The sequence below is a fragment of the Desulfotalea psychrophila LSv54 genome (assembly GCF_000025945.1).
GTDB lineage: Bacteria > Desulfobacterota > Desulfobulbia > Desulfobulbales > Desulfocapsaceae > Desulfotalea > Desulfotalea psychrophila.
This window is the reverse complement of the sequence record NC_006138.1, coordinates 3,179,845-3,195,462: the sequence shown is the minus strand read 5'-3', so window position 1 is coordinate 3,195,462 and position 15,618 is coordinate 3,179,845. Positions and strand designations below refer to the sequence as shown.

At 45.1% G+C, this 15,618-nt stretch carries 16 protein-coding genes; 9 read left to right on the top strand and 7 right to left on the bottom strand.

The genetic code is table 11. The annotated features are described in order from the left end of the window. Positions 1 to 453 precede the first annotated feature (453 nt). A complete protein-coding gene (locus DP_RS14360; RefSeq protein WP_162096665.1) occupies positions 454 to 1,326 on the top strand; it encodes a LysR family transcriptional regulator in 873 nt (290 codons plus the stop codon). Between the two features lie 34 nt (positions 1,327 to 1,360). Here DP_RS14360 and DP_RS14355 read toward each other — a convergent pair whose 3' ends face one another. Together DP_RS14355 and DP_RS14350 are read right to left on the bottom strand one after the other, a co-directional pair. Then, positions 1,361 to 2,200 carry a sodium/calcium exchange proteins gene (locus DP_RS14355; RefSeq protein ID WP_011190074.1) on the bottom strand — a complete coding sequence of 280 codons (840 nt, stop codon included), beginning with the start codon at positions 2,198 to 2,200 and terminating at the stop codon, positions 1,361 to 1,363. 11 nt (positions 2,201 to 2,211) lie between these two features. Further along, entirely contained in the window at positions 2,212 to 2,406 is a 195-nt protein-coding gene (locus DP_RS14350; protein ID WP_156792324.1) for a hypothetical protein, read from the bottom strand. A gap of 214 nt (positions 2,407 to 2,620) precedes the next feature. On the opposite strand from DP_RS14350, the gene DP_RS14345 reads away from it, so the two are divergent. Genes DP_RS14345 through DP_RS17135 form a run of 3 tightly spaced genes read left to right on the top strand, consistent with a single transcriptional unit; the run spans position 2,621 to position 4,947 of the window. Beyond that, on the top strand, positions 2,621 to 3,595 hold the full coding sequence (locus DP_RS14345) for a histone deacetylase family protein (protein ID WP_011190072.1): 975 nt from the start codon (positions 2,621 to 2,623) through the stop codon (positions 3,593 to 3,595). 30 nt (positions 3,596 to 3,625) lie between these two features. Then, entirely contained in the window at positions 3,626 to 4,276 is a 651-nt protein-coding gene (locus DP_RS14340; protein WP_011190071.1) for a CBS domain-containing protein, read from the top strand. A gap of 23 nt (positions 4,277 to 4,299) precedes the next feature. Beyond that, positions 4,300 to 4,947, top strand: a complete 648-nt coding sequence (locus DP_RS17135) for a YkgJ family cysteine cluster protein (RefSeq protein ID WP_049785117.1) — start codon at positions 4,300 to 4,302, stop codon at positions 4,945 to 4,947. 60 nt (positions 4,948 to 5,007) lie between these two features. Here the strand turns inward: DP_RS17135 and DP_RS14330 are convergent, their stop codons facing one another. Further along, the gene (locus tag DP_RS14330; protein WP_011190069.1) at positions 5,008 to 5,760 is read right to left on the bottom strand and encodes an ATP-binding protein; all 753 of its coding nucleotides are present in this window, start codon (positions 5,758 to 5,760) and stop codon (positions 5,008 to 5,010) included. Between DP_RS14330 and DP_RS18085 the strand changes: the two genes are divergently transcribed. The 4 genes from DP_RS18085 (at position 5,748) to DP_RS14315 (ending at position 9,431) form a co-directional block, all read left to right on the top strand. Continuing rightward, a complete protein-coding gene (locus tag DP_RS18085; RefSeq protein WP_156792323.1) occupies positions 5,748 to 6,074 on the top strand; it encodes a hypothetical protein in 327 nt (108 codons plus the stop codon). The two genes, DP_RS14330 and DP_RS18085, sit on opposite strands and share 13 nt — an antisense overlap. A gap of 209 nt (positions 6,075 to 6,283) precedes the next feature. Continuing rightward, positions 6,284 to 8,473, top strand: coding sequence for an adenosylcobalamin-dependent ribonucleoside-diphosphate reductase (locus DP_RS14325; RefSeq protein ID WP_049785116.1), 2,190 nt, complete (start codon positions 6,284 to 6,286; stop codon positions 8,471 to 8,473). A gap of 45 nt (positions 8,474 to 8,518) precedes the next feature. Beyond that, on the top strand, positions 8,519 to 9,031 hold the full coding sequence (locus DP_RS14320; protein ID WP_011190067.1) for an SEC-C metal-binding domain-containing protein: 513 nt from the start codon (positions 8,519 to 8,521) through the stop codon (positions 9,029 to 9,031). 4 nt (positions 9,032 to 9,035) lie between these two features. Next, positions 9,036 to 9,431, top strand: a complete 396-nt coding sequence (locus DP_RS14315; RefSeq protein ID WP_041278059.1) for a VanZ family protein — start codon at positions 9,036 to 9,038, stop codon at positions 9,429 to 9,431. A 24-nt stretch (positions 9,432 to 9,455) separates the two neighbouring features. On the opposite strand, the gene hemB is transcribed toward DP_RS14315, so the two are convergent. The 4 genes from hemB to DP_RS14295 all read right to left on the bottom strand — a co-directional run bounded on the left by hemB (position 9,456) and on the right by DP_RS14295 (position 14,788). Beyond that, positions 9,456 to 10,436 (bottom strand): porphobilinogen synthase, encoded by a 981-nt coding sequence (gene hemB / locus DP_RS14310; RefSeq protein ID WP_011190065.1) that lies wholly within the window; start codon positions 10,434 to 10,436, stop codon positions 9,456 to 9,458. Positions 10,437 to 10,479: 43 nt separating this feature from the next. Then, a complete protein-coding gene (locus DP_RS14305) occupies positions 10,480 to 11,844 on the bottom strand; it encodes a sigma-54-dependent transcriptional regulator (RefSeq protein WP_011190064.1) in 1,365 nt (454 codons plus the stop codon). 68 nt (positions 11,845 to 11,912) lie between these two features. Next, complete coding sequence (locus DP_RS14300) at positions 11,913 to 14,183, bottom strand: sensor histidine kinase (protein ID WP_011190063.1); 2,271 nt, start codon at positions 14,181 to 14,183, stop codon at positions 11,913 to 11,915. Between the two features lie 23 nt (positions 14,184 to 14,206). Further along, positions 14,207 to 14,788, bottom strand: a complete 582-nt coding sequence (locus tag DP_RS14295; RefSeq protein WP_011190062.1) for a DUF4390 domain-containing protein — start codon at positions 14,786 to 14,788, stop codon at positions 14,207 to 14,209. A gap of 483 nt (positions 14,789 to 15,271) precedes the next feature. Between DP_RS14295 and DP_RS14290 the strand changes: the two genes are divergently transcribed. Further along, positions 15,272 to 15,565 (top strand): DUF134 domain-containing protein, encoded by a 294-nt coding sequence (locus DP_RS14290; protein WP_041278058.1) that lies wholly within the window; start codon positions 15,272 to 15,274, stop codon positions 15,563 to 15,565. Positions 15,566 to 15,618 lie beyond the last annotated feature (53 nt).

Genomic DNA, 15,618 nt, shown 5'->3' with positions numbered 1-15,618 from the left:
GCAACAAACATGCCAATGTAAAACAACAGAATAAGCGTTTGACTTGCGGATATTTACAAGGTGAAAAATAATGAATTCCGCAAAGAATTTGGGTGTTTTTTACCCATTGGCTAAAATTAGCTGGGGAAAATATATACAACCTCTCTTTTCATATTGAGCTAAGCGCACCAGATATTGACTCCTTTTCGCTTGCTGATTCTTTTATAAATTTGCTTTGGGTTGATGAGACTCTTTTAGAGTATCCATTGGCGTTAAATGCTTCAATGTTTTTTGTGGGAGGTTAATTATAAACTGTTTTTTATTGCTCGCAGAGAAAAGATTGATTTAACATGTTTGAAAAAAAATATGTAAATTGATATCTGTTTTATGAATTTTGCTTGTAAAAAAAAGGAAAATTGGCACTATTACGGTAAGAAAAATGAGATAATCATAATTATAAAATATAGGGAAGCTATGTTTACGATTCGTCAGCTTGAAATTTTTTGTGCCGTGGCCAGGTATCAAAGTATCAGCCATGCTGCAGAGCTTATCCCATTGTCAAAGGCAGCAGTGAGTCAGGCAATTAAGGAGTTAGAAATACAGCTTGGTCATGCGCTTTTTGTGCGTGAAAAAAAGCACTTATTGCGAACGGGTGATGGAGATGCTTTTTTTGAACAGTCACAAAAGCTTCTTAACCAGGCAAATGCCCTCTATCAGACATTTGCTAAGGCGGAAACCCTGATGCAACTGCGTTTTGGCGGAACTGTAGGGGCCTGTAGTCTCTATGCTCCTTCTCTTATGCACTACTGGTCACAAAAACAGCCGCAAATGGATGTTCATTTTTTTGCCGGAAACACTGCGAAAAATTGTCATGAAATTAGTGACTTTGCCATTGATCTGGCAATTGTCGAAGGTCGTCCCTCCGCTGATGTCTGTTCTCAGAGCCTGATAAAAGACGGTATGTGCTATATTGCCTCCAGCAGAGAGGAGGCAAATTCCATAGAAGAGGTGACGGATCGTACCTGGTTTATCAGGGAGCCGGGCTCGGGGATGGCCCAATACTGGCATGCCGTTGTTGCCCCCTGTATTGATATAGGGCATGTGGTTGAAATTCCGCAAAGCCTTGTCCTGCTTGAGCAGGTGGCTTATGGCATGGGGATAGCCTGTGTGCCGAGGATACTTGCCCAGGCATATTTTCGATCGGGTCGGATAAAGGAATTAACGGGGCCAGTCCTGCCTCCACGGGATATTTATTTAATTTGGCATTCGTCTCTTAATGCCAATTCTGCCCTAAGGTATCTCATCGATCAGGCTGCGGATTGGGCCCGGGACCTGCCCGTTGATTAAGAGGCTTTGGGCTTAGCCAGGCTCTACCCTGTCATCACTGGTTAAAAAGGTATACTCCGACGCCGATGACTGCCAGCCAGATATTGGTGATATTGGATACGACAATATTGAGGATTGCGGCCAGAGGATTGTTGCGCTTGAGTAGGGCAAGGCATGATTTGAATTCAGGCCAGCTTGTCAGGGTTGCCAGGACGATAAAACCAATAATGTTTTTAGGAGCCTTGGAGTGTTCAGCGGTAAAACTCACTATGGGGTCAAGGAAGTATCCTGCCATGCAGAGAATAAGAATTGCTGGAAGAATCCACAGCCTGGGGCTGAAGCTATAGCCTGTCTCTTCCTCCCCCTCTTCCTTTGGCCGAAAGATAAATAGGGGGACGGTGACGATGAGGACGGTAAGGCCCCAGAAAAGATAATACTGGGTAGGTAATAAAAAAAATGTCCCGGCTAAAAGTGCTGTTGTACCGATTGAAAAAATTGTGTATATGGGGTGAATTTTGCTGATTGTAAAAAAATAACCACAGGTCAGGGTGGCAATAAGGAGCAATATCGGATTCATAAAATTTGAACCAAGCGGGGTAGAGGCTGCAAAGATAATGTCGCCTGCCACCAGCCCTACAATAAGGGTGATTGCCTCCGGGCCGTTGGTGATAAATCCGGTGAGCGTACCTATTCCCTTGGTGTTTTTTAAACATTCAATAATTATTTCCACCGCCATGCCGATAAGGAGCATTTCAAAAATAATACCGGCGGCGCCAAGGAATGACATGGGTAAATCGCCGTTAAAGAGTACTGCTGACCCCAGAAAAAAGCTTATTACCAAAAGCCATACTACTAAGTCGATACGGGTTACTGAGCTTATTAAAAAATTTCTCATTATTTTTCTTTTTATTGGTTGTATCGGTATTCTTCTTTGAGAAAGGCATGAATTTTTTCTTCCGGTAAGAAAATGCCGGAGAGCGTACCGCTTCTGCCCTGAATACTTGGAATCATAAAGACACCAGCCCTTACTGTTTTAATGGGAGCTGTGGTGACTTCAATATATTCAATCTCTAGCTGTGGAAATTCTCTCTGCAGTTGCACTAGGTGCTTTTTTGCCTGTCTACACCGAGGGCAGAACCTGCTGCCATAAAAGGTTATTTTCATAATTATCTTGTTAAAAAAAATATATATTCATATAGTTTAGAGTCGTTCTCTTGGCACTTTATGCCATAGAACCTTGTTCGTCACAATGAGAATATACTGAAAAGAGTCCTTTCTACAACCGTTGTTTATTTGGTACATATGAAAATATAACATGATTTCTCTGCCGTTACTTACTGTTATAACAGATTTTGACTGTCTAAAACATGATACTGGGGGAGGGGGACATCCTGAAGTTCCCGCTCGTCTTGAGGTTATTTTGAAATGTCTTGAGGAGAGTCCCCTGCTCCCTCATCTTAAATTTGTTGCCTCAAGGCTTGCCCGTCGCGCGAGTCTCCTCTTGGCCCACGAAGAAGATTGGCTTTTTCGTTTTGAAGAGGCTGTTCTCTTTGGCAAGTCTCATATTGACCATCTTGATAATCAAATTGGTTATCATACGTATCAGGTTGCCGCCCTTGCTGCAGGCGCAGGCCTGAAGGGAATTGACCTGCTTGAGGCCGGGGACGCAAGGCAAATATTTTGTGTTATTCGCCCGCCGGGGCACCACGCGGAAAAGGGAAAACCATTTGGCTTTTGTTTTTATAATAATGTCCTGATTGCCGCTCGATATTGGCAGGAAAAATATGGTCGCAGGCGGGTTGCTGTTATTGACTTTGATGCTCACCATGGCAATGGCATTCAGGCCGGATTAGAGCGTGATCCGAAGAGTCTCTATATTAGTATTCATGAACATCCCAGTTTTAGCTATCCGGGCACGGGCTTTGCTGAAGAGATCGGTACTGGTTTGGGCAAGGGGACAATTCTGAATCTGCCCCTGTCACCCGGTGCTGGAGATGACCAGTTTTTGGCTGTCATGAGGGAAAGAGTGGAACCATTTTTAGAGGAGTGGCGGCCCGATTGCCTGTTGGTTGCGGCAGGTTTTGATGGTCATAGGGCCGATGATATGTCGGGGCTTGGTTATTCTACTGCTCTTTTTTATCAAATAGGAAAACAGGTGAGTAGTTGGGGGAAACGCTTTGCAGGTGGTAGGGTTGTCTCTATTCTGGAAGGCGGTTATGAGTTGTCGGTTTTAGGAGAATCTGTTGAACAGTATGTTGCAGGTCTTCTTGCCTGTGAGCTAGATATATAGAGTGTTATTTCTTAGAAAAGAGGTCTGCCTATGTACATATCTGAATATATGACCCCTGAACCACTGACCATTTATCCCCATACCCTGTTGCCGGAGGCACGAGGTATTTTGGATGCCTTTAAATTCAGGCATCTACCCGTTGTTGATGATGGGCAAAGGCTGTTGGGCATTATTACCGATCGTGATTTGCGTTCGGCCTACCCCTCATCTCTTGAGAGTGGAGAGGAAAGCTCAGGGAAGTTTCTTGGGGTGGAAAAGACTCCTGTCTCTGAAATTATGACGGTGAACTGTGCCACTATTCATCCCCAAGCCACCTTGGATGATGCCCTTTTTCTCTTTGATAGAGAGAAGGTTGGTGGGGTGCCTGTTGTCAATGATCAGGATTTAGTGGTAGGTATGTTTTCCATTCGTGATCTTATTGCCGCTTATAAAAATCTCTTTGGTGTTGCAGATAAGGGTTCTGCGTTGATTGGTATTGCCGATAGCGGTGAAATTGGTATCATGGGGACCATTGTAAATATATTGGAAAAGAATGGTATTGCCTTTACCCGTCTTATTCGTATGCCCGCGTCGGATACAGAGGCAAAGATTTATGTGCGAATTAATACATATCGGCTTGCAATAGTCTATAAATTGCTCGAACAGGATGGTTTAACTGTTTTAAGGCCAAGGTTTATGTAGAGCAATCATTATTGGAGAGAAGTATGGGTCTGCAGCAGAGTTGTAAGAGGTGTGGCAGTTGTTGTAAGGAAGGAGGTCCGGCTCTGCATACGGCAGATTTGCCTTTGCTTGAAAGTGGTAAAATTGGCATAGATAAGCTTATTACCCTGCGCAGGGGAGAGCTTGTTCTTCATCCTGAAACAGGGGAATTACAGCCTGCAAGTACTGAAATTGTTAAGATTAGGGGAAAGGGAAGGAGTTGGAGCTGTTATTTTTATGATGAGCAGGCGAATGGCTGTGGCATCTATGGATTTCGGCCTGTGGCCTGTGAAGCGCTGAAGTGTTGGGATACTGAAAAAATCCTGGGCATGGTGGAGAAGGATACCCTTACCCGTTTTGATATTGTTGACTCCCCTCTCAGGGATGTAATGAGGGAATATGAACAGCTCTGCCCCTCACCGGACTTTGCCTATATCGCAGAAAATAGGCAAAATATCTCAGCCATCCTCAAGAAAGAGTTGGAGGAAATGGTGGGTGCTGATTTGCAGTTTCGAACGCGCCAGGTCAAGCTTCATCAACTCAAGTTGGCCGATGAACTCTTTTATTTTGGTCGCCCTCTTTTTCAACTGCTTCAGCCCTTTGGGGCAAGAGTCGTGGAAAAGGCCATGGAAATTACTCTCCTCTGGGACTAAAAAAAATAGGGAAACAGGCGTACAGACCTGATTCCCTAAAAGTTGCCATCTCTCTGTTTGTTACCACTTTTTACGTTCGAGTTCTATACCCTGCCGGGAAATGGTGATCTGCTCAATGGGGACAGTTTTCGTTGCCTGCTCCACTGCCTGCTTGAGGATGCTGTTCATTGCAGAGCAACAGGGGACTTCCATGATCAGTACGGTGATGCTTTTGATCCCTGATTGTTCTATGATATCGCGAAATTTTTCTATATAGAGCTCTGCATCGTCAAATTTAGGACAGCCCATAAGGACCTTTTTTCCCTGTAGGTAATCTCTTTGGAAGTTAACTGCGGCAATGGCGCTACAATCGGCTGCGATGAGCAGGTCTGCGCCTCGCAGAAACGGTGCCGTTGGTGGTACCAGACGAATTTGGATCGGCCAGTGGCTCAGGGCAGACTCGCTGTTGGCTTCCATTTCAGCAAAGGGCTTTGGTGCCGCTGCCATGTCGGCCATTTTTGTTATGGACGAGGGAGTAAATGTCTCTAGCTGAGCTGAAGGACAACCGCCCCCCTTGTTTACCTGTTTTTGTTGATGGAGAAATACCTCAACGGCCTCTTCATCAAACTCGTCGGCTGTCCGTTCAATGATCTGTAGTGCTCCCGTGGGGCAAGAACCAAGGCAGGCGCCAAGGCCATCACAGAGTTTGTCTGCCACAAGCTTTGCCTTGCCATCGATAATTTGTAGTGATCCTTCTGCACAGTCAGGTACACATTGACCGCATCCGTTACAGAGTTCTTCGTCTATTTTAATTATCTTTCGTGTTATTTTCATCTTGCCCTCCGGCAGCTATTTTTATTTCTCGTTTTGACCAGGACTGCTTCAATGGTGTCAATGTAACCCGAGGAAGCATTTTACACTTTGACCTAGATCAAATTCTATTTCTTTTTATCTCTTTGGCAATAGCTTTGCCGGCAAAGGCTGCAATTCTGCCAAGGATAAGTGGTGGGACAAGAGTGATTGTTGCTTTATTTTTTGCTTGGAAAATGGTTTGGCGGCTCTCCTCTTTTTCAGTTGCTGATAAAAGAAAGAGGGCGGCGCTGGTTGTTTATTCTTTGAAAACAGTTGCAAAAATAAATAAGTTCTGAAGCCGAGGGGAATAGGGGGTTAATGGTCTGACTGTCCATATATGGCGGTTTTGTTGTTGAGCGCCCCCTGCGTATGGTGTATACCCACCCTAGATATTTTTGCTGTCTTCTGGGGTTATATGGTGTTCTTGTCATTGAACAGGAAAGGATATCCTGCAAACTATTTCTATTTAATTCAATATAAAAATGATATTTACAAAGAGGTAATTATGGCTCCTGATGTGATGGAACAGGTGTTGACGACGACCGCTGAGACTGTACTTGCTCGGCGTTACTATTTAAAAGATGATGCTGGAAATTCGTTGGAAGATTGGAAGGCCTTGGCTCATCGAGTAGCGGAGGCTGTAGCTCCTGAGGACGCTACAGGTAAAAATGAAGTCACAGGGATCAAACAGCTTCGTGATGATTTTTTTACTATGATTTATCAGTTGGACTTTTTGCCCAATTCTCCCTGTTTGATGAATGCGGGAACCGAGATAGGTCAACTCTCCGCCTGTTTTGTTTTGCCGGTTGAGGATAGTATGGATGGTATTTTTACCGCTATCCGTAATGGAGCCCTCGTTCATAAGACGGGCGGTGGTACGGGCTATTCTTTTTCTCGGATTCGAGCCTGTAATGCCTCGGTTAAATCAACTCATGGTGTTGCCTCCGGGCCGCTCTCTTTTGCTGCAGTTTTTGATGCTGCTACTGAAACTATCAAGCAGGGGGGGAAAAGACGGGGGGCAAATATGGGCGTTTTACGTGTTGATCACCCTGATATTATGGCATTTATCAGCGCCAAAGAGGATCAGGACAAGTTTAATAACTTTAATTTTAGTGTTGCCATTACAGATCTCTTTATGGCTGCCCTTGAGGCAGATAAAGAGTATGATCTTATTGAACCCAGCACTGGCGAGGTTATGGGCCAGCTTAATGCGGTGGAGGTTTTTGCTAAAATTGTTGACCTAGCCTGGCATAATGGTGAGCCAGGGGTTTTGTTTATTGATGCGGCCAACAGGGATAATACCACTCCTCAGCTCGGTGATTTTGAGGCAACCAATCCCTGCGGTGAGCAGTGGCTTTTGCCCTATGAGAGCTGTAACCTTGGGTCAATTAATCTTGGCAATTTTGTAAAAAATGACGAGGTTGATTATTCTCGTCTTGGTCAGATCGTTAAGACGGCCACCTGTTTTCTTGATAATGTTATTGACTGTAATGTTTTTCCGATTCCTGAAATAGGTGAAATGACCCTTAAGACGAGGAAAATAGGTCTGGGGATTATGGGGCTTCATGATCTGCTTATCCAACTTGCCATTCCCTATGGGAGTGAAGAGGGGCGTTTGCTTGCCGCTGAAGTTATGCAGTTTATTCGTGACAGGTGTGAAGAACAGTCTCGAAAACTTGCCGAAGAGAAGGGTGCCTTTCCGGCCTACGATGCAGAGATAAATTTATATCCTGCCCGTCGTAATGCCGCTCTGACCTCCATTCAGCCAACGGGCACTGTTTCTATGATTGCCGATTGTGCCTCTGGCTGTGAGCCCTATTTCTCCATTGTTATGATGAAGCACGTCATGGATGGTGACAGGCTTCTGATGGTTAATAAGCACTTTGAAAAAATTGCCAGGGAGCAGGGCTTTTATTCCGATGATCTGATGGTAAAGGTGGCTGAAAGTGGTACCGTTGTCGGTCATGCCGAGATCCCAGAAAAATGGCAGGAGGCGTTTCGTACAGCCCAGGATATTTCTCCGGAAGATCATATTCGTATGCAGGCGATATTGCAAAATAGCGGTGTGGATAGTTCCATTTCTAAGACTATTAACCTGCCCAAAACTGCCACTCGAGAAGATGTGAAGTACTCCTATATCAGCGGCTATAAGCTTGGCTGTAAGGGGTTGACCGTCTATCGTGATGGTTCCCGTGATGATCAGGTACTTAATACAACGGAACAGTCAAGGGCCAGTGAGAAATCGGCTATGGTTTCAGAGACAGGGTTTGTCGGCAAGCGTAATCTTCCTGATATCCTTGATGCAAAACGTTATAAGCTTAAGGACCAAGACCAGAAATCTGTCTATATCATTGTCTGTTTTGATGAAAATGAGATGCCCATGGAGGTTTTTGCTAAATTTCCATTTGATAACAGGGTGGATCTCAAGGATAAGTCAACCATGTGGACAACCACCTGCCGTGTTGTCTCTCTTGCCCTTCGTTTTGGGGTGCCAATGGCTGAAATTATTAAACAACTTGATCGCTCAAGTGGACATATGCTTGACCTCCCAGCTCAGTTGAGTAAACTGTTCAAATCGTTCCTGGCAGGTACGCAAAATGGATTCGCAAGTATCTGTCCTGAGTGTTCAGGAACACTCCGTTTTGAAGAAGGATGCGAAACATGTCATGACTGTGGCTACAGTAAATGTTCGTAGTTTCGCATATGAATAATCGTCCAACTATTTTAACCTAGGTGCACTATGGCAAAAATTGGTAGAAATGAGCCCTGTCCCTGTAGAAGTGGCAAAAAATTTAAGCACTGTTGTGGCTTAAAGGTAGCTGAAAAGCAGGTTCCACTCACTCCGGAGCAGGCCCTGAAAATAACCCTGATGGGTGGGGTCGAAGATGTTCAGCTTGCGGCTGAAAATAAGAAAGTCGTCCAGAAAGAGCTCGGTGTCTTCTATTTTTACTCAACGGCTGCTGGCGATGCCTGGCTACTTGAGATGACAGAATGTGATTGTGTGCAGCTGGCAAGGGGTGGTGAAAGGTTAGAGCCACCCATTGATGAAAATCCGGAAACCATTGAGATTAACTGGAGCCATACCTTTGCCATTCAGGACAAACAATTTGAGATGACCGCCTATGCAGATAAGGTTGTCTCGGTTCTTGCCGATGCCCCAAGTCATGAGATCAGTGCCGCTGTCCGCAGAATACGGAAGAAATTTACTGCAAGTGAGCTCCAACAGGTACATGTTACCCAGCCTAGTGAATAGGCAGATGCCTAGCCTTGTTGTTCGAATGGTTCCCATGCTCTTTGTTATGGGAATCATTTTCTTTTTGTCCAACCAACCAGGCGACAGCCTCCATCTTCCAGCCTTTGCAGGCGTTGATAAGGTGGCCCATTTTGTTGCCTATGGCACCCTGGCCTCGACCATTCTTATTGCCTTTTTCAAGAGGTGGAGAGATGAAAATGTGCTCAAGGCCTGTCTCTATCTTGTCTTTATTGTTCTGCTCTATGGTATTTCCGATGAATTTCATCAGTCCTTTGTCCCCGGTCGTGATGTCAGCGCTGGTGATATTATAGCAGATCTCTTTGGTGGGATAGTGGTGGCGCTTGGCTTTTGGCAGGGGAGGAGGTGGCAGGAGGTGAAGCTGATGGAGTCTGAAGGGTGAGAACTCTCCAGACTCCTTGGAGCTCTATCTGCGCTCTTTTAATATCTTTGCCATATCCTTGGCAAAATAGGTGATGATCATATCGGCACCCGCTCGACGAAGGGAGAGCAGGGTCTCTTCCATAACCTTGTCACCGTCAATCCAACCTTTTTCTGCGGCGGCTTTGATCATGGCGTACTCTCCGCTGACGTGATAGGCAGCAATGGGTAGATCAAATTCGTCTCGTAGTCGGCTGATAATGTCCATATAGGCAACTGCAGGTTTTACCATCAGGATGTCGGCACCCTCGTCAACGTCAAGGGTGGCCTCGCGCATTGCCTCGCGGCTGTTTGCCGGGTCCATCTGATAGGTTTTTCGGTCACCAAATTGGGGTGAGCAGTCCGCCGCATCACGAAATGGACCATAAAAGGCAGATGCGTATTTTACCGCATAGGACATAATGGGGATAGAATCAAAATTATGTTCATCCAGGGCCGCGCGTATCTCTGCGACTCTGCCATCCATCATATCCGATGGTGCCACCATGTCGGCTCCTGCCTGGGCATGGGAGAGGGCTGTCTTGGCAAGAATCTCCAGAGTGGTATCGTTATCAACATCGTTATCTATGATACAGCCACAGTGACCGTGGTCGGTGTATTCGCAGAGACAGACGTCGGTTATAACAAGCATTTCGGGAGTCTTGTTTTTGATTTCCCGGATGGCTTTTTGGATAATACCATTTTTATCGTGGGCACCGGTGCCCATGGCATCCTTTGTCTCTGGCAGGCCAAAGAGAATGACACTTTTAATGCCCAGATCCAGACAGTCACGGCACTCCTGACCAAGCATATCAACGCTTACTCGAAATACTCCAGGCATAGAAGAAATTTCTTCACATTTGTTTTTGCCTGGCATAACAAAGAGGGGGTAGATAAGTTGGTCAGAGTTGAGTTGGGTTTCACGTATAAGACCACGAAAGGTGGCGCTTTGGCGCATGCGACGTGGACGATATTCTGGGAAGACCATGGAGTTCTCCTATAGTGTTGTAAGCTATGTTTTTAATGTTGGCCTAGTCTATTATTTCAAGAGACTTCAGCTTTTTGTGAAGATGGCTACGCTCAAGCCCTACCTGCTCTGCGGTGCGGGAGACGTTACCATCGTTTTGTTCCAACCGTTCTTTGAGATACTTTTTCTCAAAGATTTTTTTGGCGGTTTTATAGTCCTGGGAAAACCAGCTGGGCAGATCCGTCTTACCTGTGGGCAGTTTGCTAGACCCTCCCATGAGAAAGAGCTCGGTATCACTGCCGGAGATGACCTCTCCCGGTGTCATAATAACAACTCTTTCTATAAAATTACGAAGCTCTCTGACGTTTCCGGGCCAATCGTGGCTTTGCAGGGCCCGGTAGGCGTCTTCGCCAAAGGTCTTTTTTTGTAAACCCTTATGGATAAGCTGTTCGAGCAGGTTTTCAACGAGGAGAGGAATGTCCTCCATTCTCTCCTTGAGTGGGGGGACATGAATAGGTACCACGTTCAGTCGCCAGAAAAGATCTGCTCTGAAATTGCCCGCCTCTATCTCCTCTTCGAGATTTTTGTTAGTGGCAGCGAGAACGCGTACATTGACCTTGATCGTCTTATTTCCGCCCACCCGCTCAAATTTCTGCTCCTGGAGGATGCGTAAAATTTTTGACTGGGTGGTCATACTCATGTCGCCAATTTCATCGAGAAAGAGTATGCCGCCATTGGCCTGATCGAATTTGCCTCTTTTACTGTTATGGGCACCGGTAAAAGAACCTTTTTCATGGCCAAATAGTTCGGATTCAATTAACTCTTCCGGAATAGCGGCACAGTTGATTTCTACCATGGGCTGATTGCTGGCACGCGAGAGGCTATGGATAGATTGGGCAACCAGCTCCTTGCCGGTGCCATGTTCTCCGCGAATAAGAACCCATGCCTCTGTTGGTGCGACCGTTGCAATCTGCTTTTTGACAATTTGAATTGCGGCAGATTTTCCTGTGAGGTTTGTCTGTTTGTGGCGATTTTCCCGAAGAAGAATATTTTCCTTTTCGAGGTTAGCAAAACGAAGGCCGTTTGTGATGGCGACCAGAATTTTTTCGTAGGAAAGGGGCTTTTCTATAAAATCAAAGGCCCCCTTTTTGGTGGCTTGTACGGCTGTTTCTACATTGCCGTGGCCGGAAATCATGATAACGGGAAGAGAGAAGCGCTCGTGGATTATTTCAAGGGCGGTGAGTCCATCCATGTTATCACCCAACCAGATATCGAGTAGGACAATGTCAATGATCTCTTTTTCAAGGAGTTCAATTCCCTCTTCAGCCGATGCGCAGGCGAGAGTTTGAAAGCCTTCATCTTCAAGAATACCCTGAAGTGTTATACGAATACTTGCCTCGTCATCAATAATAAGTACGCGCTTTGCCATAGAGGATCCTGTCCTGGTAGAGTTCTAACGTTCTGGGACGCTTGAAGGGTTCAAGTTATTTTGGGGGATTATTTCGTTATCTCTTTTTCGCTCGTCAGGGGGAGTTCTATTATGAACAGAGAGCCCTTCGGGGTATTTTCTTGTACCCGGATATAACCATTATGGTCGGCAACAATGGTGGAGACAATGGCCAACCCAAGCCCCGTGCCGGTTTTTTTGGTGGAGAAATAGGGCTCAAAAAGTTTACCTCTATTTTCCTTTGAAATACCGGGGCCATCATCGGCAACTTTGATAAGTACAGTTTCTGTTTCTTGGGCAAGAGTGAGCTCTATATGTATTGTACCTTTGTCCGGTAAAACTGCAACCGCATTATCGAGCAGGTTGATCAGGCATCGCCCTATTTGTTCAGCATCGAAACTGAAGATTGGAATATCCACATCGGCATGGCAACTAAATTCTATATGTTTGTGGGCTTCCTGATAAAGAATAAGCGTTCTCTTGGTTAGCCTATAAATATCGGCGGGGTTTTTTTGAATCTTAGGCATTCTGGCAAATTGAGAAAATTCGCTGACCAGGGTTTTTAGCTCGTCAACCTGGGAGATGATTGTCGAGGTGCATTGATCAAAGATGCTATTTTCTTCCTTCAGTATTTCCGGATATCGTCTGCGCAGTCGTTGGGCAGAGAGCTGTATGGGGGTGAGTGGGTTCTTAATCTCATGGGCAATGCGCCTGGCAACTTCGCGCCATGCCGCCATGCGTTGCATTTTTTCCAGTTTGGTCAGATTGTCAAAGACCAAAACAAAACCAAGTGACCTGTGGTTTTCATCTTCCAGGTGAGTGAAATTTATCAACAGTGAGTAACTCTTGCCCATCACCTGAAGTTTTATATGCTGCTGGAGTGAGGTCTTGCCTGTCTCCCGTAACTCGTTAATAAAGCCATTGACGATATCTGTTTGGTTTGCGGGAAGTACCTGAGAAAAGGTAAGTCCTATAAAATGATCCTTGTTGATGTTGAGGAGTTTTTCTGCAAAATGGTTAACGGTGGTGATGCGTCCCTGGTCATCGAGGGAGATAACGCCTGCGGAGACATTTTGTAAAATTATCTCTGTATATCTTCGACGTTGCTCAGATTCTTGGGAGCTTATCATCAGGGCCTGGTAGGTTTTTTCGAGTTGATCATTGCTTTCATAGAGATCACTGGTCATCTGATTGAAGGAGTCAATCAGCATACCCATTTCGTCATTGGAGTCATTGCTCATGGTAAACTGAAGGTCACCGTCGGCTACCCTCTTGGTGGCATCAACAATTTTTTCCAGAGGAGTGGTGATGCCTCGGGCGATATAGATACCAAACCAGATAGCGGCAAAGATGACCAGTAGGGTGACAATGAGAAGGATGATCAGGAGCCAGAATTTAAAGGGTTCTTTGAAATATTTGAGCTGTCTATATCTCTCGATACCGTCGGAAATGGTCTCCATGCGTTCGAGTTGTACCTGTTTAATTAGGATGGTGGTAACAAGTATCATGGGCGCTTTAGTCTCTTGCCCCCATTCGATTATTCTGACACTACGAATAAGATCTCCTTCTTTGATTTCCTGGATGGAAATTTCCTGAACGTGCTGTTCTCTCACCTTTTGCAGGGTAGCGATGGGGATATTGGGTAGAGAGATGCCGGCAAGATCTGCACTAAGAGATTGGACCTCTGTCTTTTGTTCATGGCCTATGAGGCTGATGCTATCTGGGCCCTCGATGCCATTGTAGGAGGTAGCACTGTTAAATATATGCTGAATATCTTCAGAGCTCTGTTTTTGCCCCTCTTTTTCCTCAAGCGTTTTGGCTATTGCTCTTCCTATGTCACCCGCCTGCTCTTTTTTATCCTGATAAAGTGATTGGGCCAGTTTAAGGGACTCTTCAAGGGAATTTTCGATATTTGTGTTGAACCAATAATCCATGCTGGTGGAGACAAACTGTAGGGCAACAAAAAAAAGAAGGATGGTTGGTATGAGGGAGAGAGAGAGAAAAGAGGCAATGAGTTTTGTTTTAAGTGTTCTGCCAAGTTTGCTGATTCGTCTTTCAAAGAGGAGCTCGGCCAGATTACGTAATACCAGAAAGAGGACAAAAAGAACCAGCAGTACGTTTATATTGATGAGGGCAAATATCAGGATATTGTTATTGAAGCTAGACTCGCCCCTTGAGGTGACGAGATAGCTCTGTACCCAGATAAAAAGGGGGATGAGACAAAGACAGAGAACAATTACCCGACGGATTAATTTTTGTTTATGTCGGCGTTGTTCCTCTTCGGTGAATTTGCTGCTGTTTTTGTCTACAAGATTATGCATTGATCGTCCGTAGTTTTTTTGAGCTAGTATTTAAACTCAATGGGATACCACTTTGTCTTTATATTTGAACTTGTCACAAAGGGAAGAATGTTTGTCACTCCGGGGGGCAGAGATTCTTGGCTAAGCTCAGCCCTGATACGAATGGTGTACTGCTGGTCTGGGATGAGTTGCGAGAGTGGCACTACCTGTACATCGTTGAGTTGCTGGAATATTTTCTGGGCTTCATGGAGGGATGCGGAGCGAATATTGTGCTCTTTTTTTTCCTGAAGCTTAATGACGTAATCATCTTTAAGGGTATTGTAAGATATGGAGTGTTTGAAAGTTTTATTGTTGATCAGTTCGTCCGGCCAGTTGGGGGCCGTCTTGTAGAGCTCCACGAAAAAATCACAGTGTAGGGCTATGCCATTTTTCAGGCTTGCAACTGCCCTTTCATTAAAGCTGTTCTCTAGATTACCAAAAAGGAGAAGATCTTTTTGGGAGTTGGCAGCGGTGAGTTGAGAGAGTATTGCCTGTTTTTCCGGATCCTGAGCCTGAGCCTGGGGTAAAAAAAGGCTAGAGAGGGTCAAGAGTAAAGTTAAGAAAGCAGGGAGTGATTTTTTCGACATAAAAAGGGCAATTATTTGTAAGAATTGGTGAAACTATGTGTTGAGATTGGCTATAATGTAATGCATAGATCTGCTTATGTCTATTTCTTGTTGGTAGTTTTAATGCCTTGGATTACTCTGGAAATTATATTGACGGTGTGTACCGGTTTGTCTGTCTTTATGCATAATACCCGTTCTATAAGCTCAGTAACAGAAATACCATCTGACCTGCTACTCCTCATAGTAAGTTTGGCGGATTAAGGCCAGAGTAATTCAATCCCAAGGCCTGTTTTTTGTAATCGATAGAGATTTATAGAGCTGGTGCCTACTGTTAATCGCTGGTCTGTTCACGGACTTGTTTGCCTTATATGCCTAGGCGGGGTATAAAAAGATCTGTATTCAGGAAAGAGTAGGCCAGAGCGGTAAGAGCTCTTTTACTAAAATGTTTTTAGAGGCATCTGTAGCCTCTTTTGAGTAGCGTTATTTCTAAATTTGAGAAGATTTATGTCACCACGACCTAAAAAAATTCGATATTGCCAGAGAAGTTTTTGTCGCCGAGCCTTTAAACCTACTGGTCGGCCTCTCTCTGAGATAGAACAGGTTGAAATTTATCAGGATGAGCTGGAGGCACTTCGGCTCTGTGATGGAGAAGGTCTTACCCAGGAACAGGCAGGGGAAAAAATGGGGGTTTCCCGGGGGACAATTCAAAGAATTATTTCAGGTGTCCGCAAAAAGGTGGCACTTGCCCTTACCGAGGGGCATGCCCTTGTCTTTGCAGAAGATGGGGAGGATTTGTAGGTATCTGGAGAGTTTGGAATACAATCTCTACTCCTCGAATTTAGAGAAGTAGA

Coding starts and splice junctions, on each gene's coding strand:
- DP_RS14300 (WP_011190063.1), bottom strand. CDS start 14,183: ATGCATAATCTTGTAGACAAAAACAGCAGCAAATTCACCGAAGAGGAA.
- hemB (WP_011190065.1), bottom strand. CDS start 10,436: ATGGTCTTCCCAGAATATCGTCCACGTCGCATGCGCCAAAGCGCCACC.
- DP_RS14330 (WP_011190069.1), bottom strand. CDS start 5,760: ATGAAAATAACACGAAAGATAATTAAAATAGACGAAGAACTCTGTAAC.
- DP_RS14360 (WP_162096665.1), top strand. CDS start 454: ATGTTTACGATTCGTCAGCTTGAAATTTTTTGTGCCGTGGCCAGGTAT.
- DP_RS14340 (WP_011190071.1), top strand. CDS start 3,626: ATGTACATATCTGAATATATGACCCCTGAACCACTGACCATTTATCCC.
- DP_RS14290 (WP_041278058.1), top strand. CDS start 15,272: ATGTCACCACGACCTAAAAAAATTCGATATTGCCAGAGAAGTTTTTGT.
- DP_RS17135 (WP_049785117.1), top strand. CDS start 4,300: ATGGGTCTGCAGCAGAGTTGTAAGAGGTGTGGCAGTTGTTGTAAGGAA.
- DP_RS14355 (WP_011190074.1), bottom strand. CDS start 2,200: ATGAGAAATTTTTTAATAAGCTCAGTAACCCGTATCGACTTAGTAGTA.
- DP_RS14325 (WP_049785116.1), top strand. CDS start 6,284: ATGGCTCCTGATGTGATGGAACAGGTGTTGACGACGACCGCTGAGACT.
- DP_RS14345 (WP_011190072.1), top strand. CDS start 2,621: ATGATTTCTCTGCCGTTACTTACTGTTATAACAGATTTTGACTGTCTA.
- DP_RS14315 (WP_041278059.1), top strand. CDS start 9,036: ATGCCTAGCCTTGTTGTTCGAATGGTTCCCATGCTCTTTGTTATGGGA.
- DP_RS14295 (WP_011190062.1), bottom strand. CDS start 14,788: ATGTCGAAAAAATCACTCCCTGCTTTCTTAACTTTACTCTTGACCCTC.
- DP_RS14305 (WP_011190064.1), bottom strand. CDS start 11,844: ATGGCAAAGCGCGTACTTATTATTGATGACGAGGCAAGTATTCGTATA.
- DP_RS14320 (WP_011190067.1), top strand. CDS start 8,519: ATGGCAAAAATTGGTAGAAATGAGCCCTGTCCCTGTAGAAGTGGCAAA.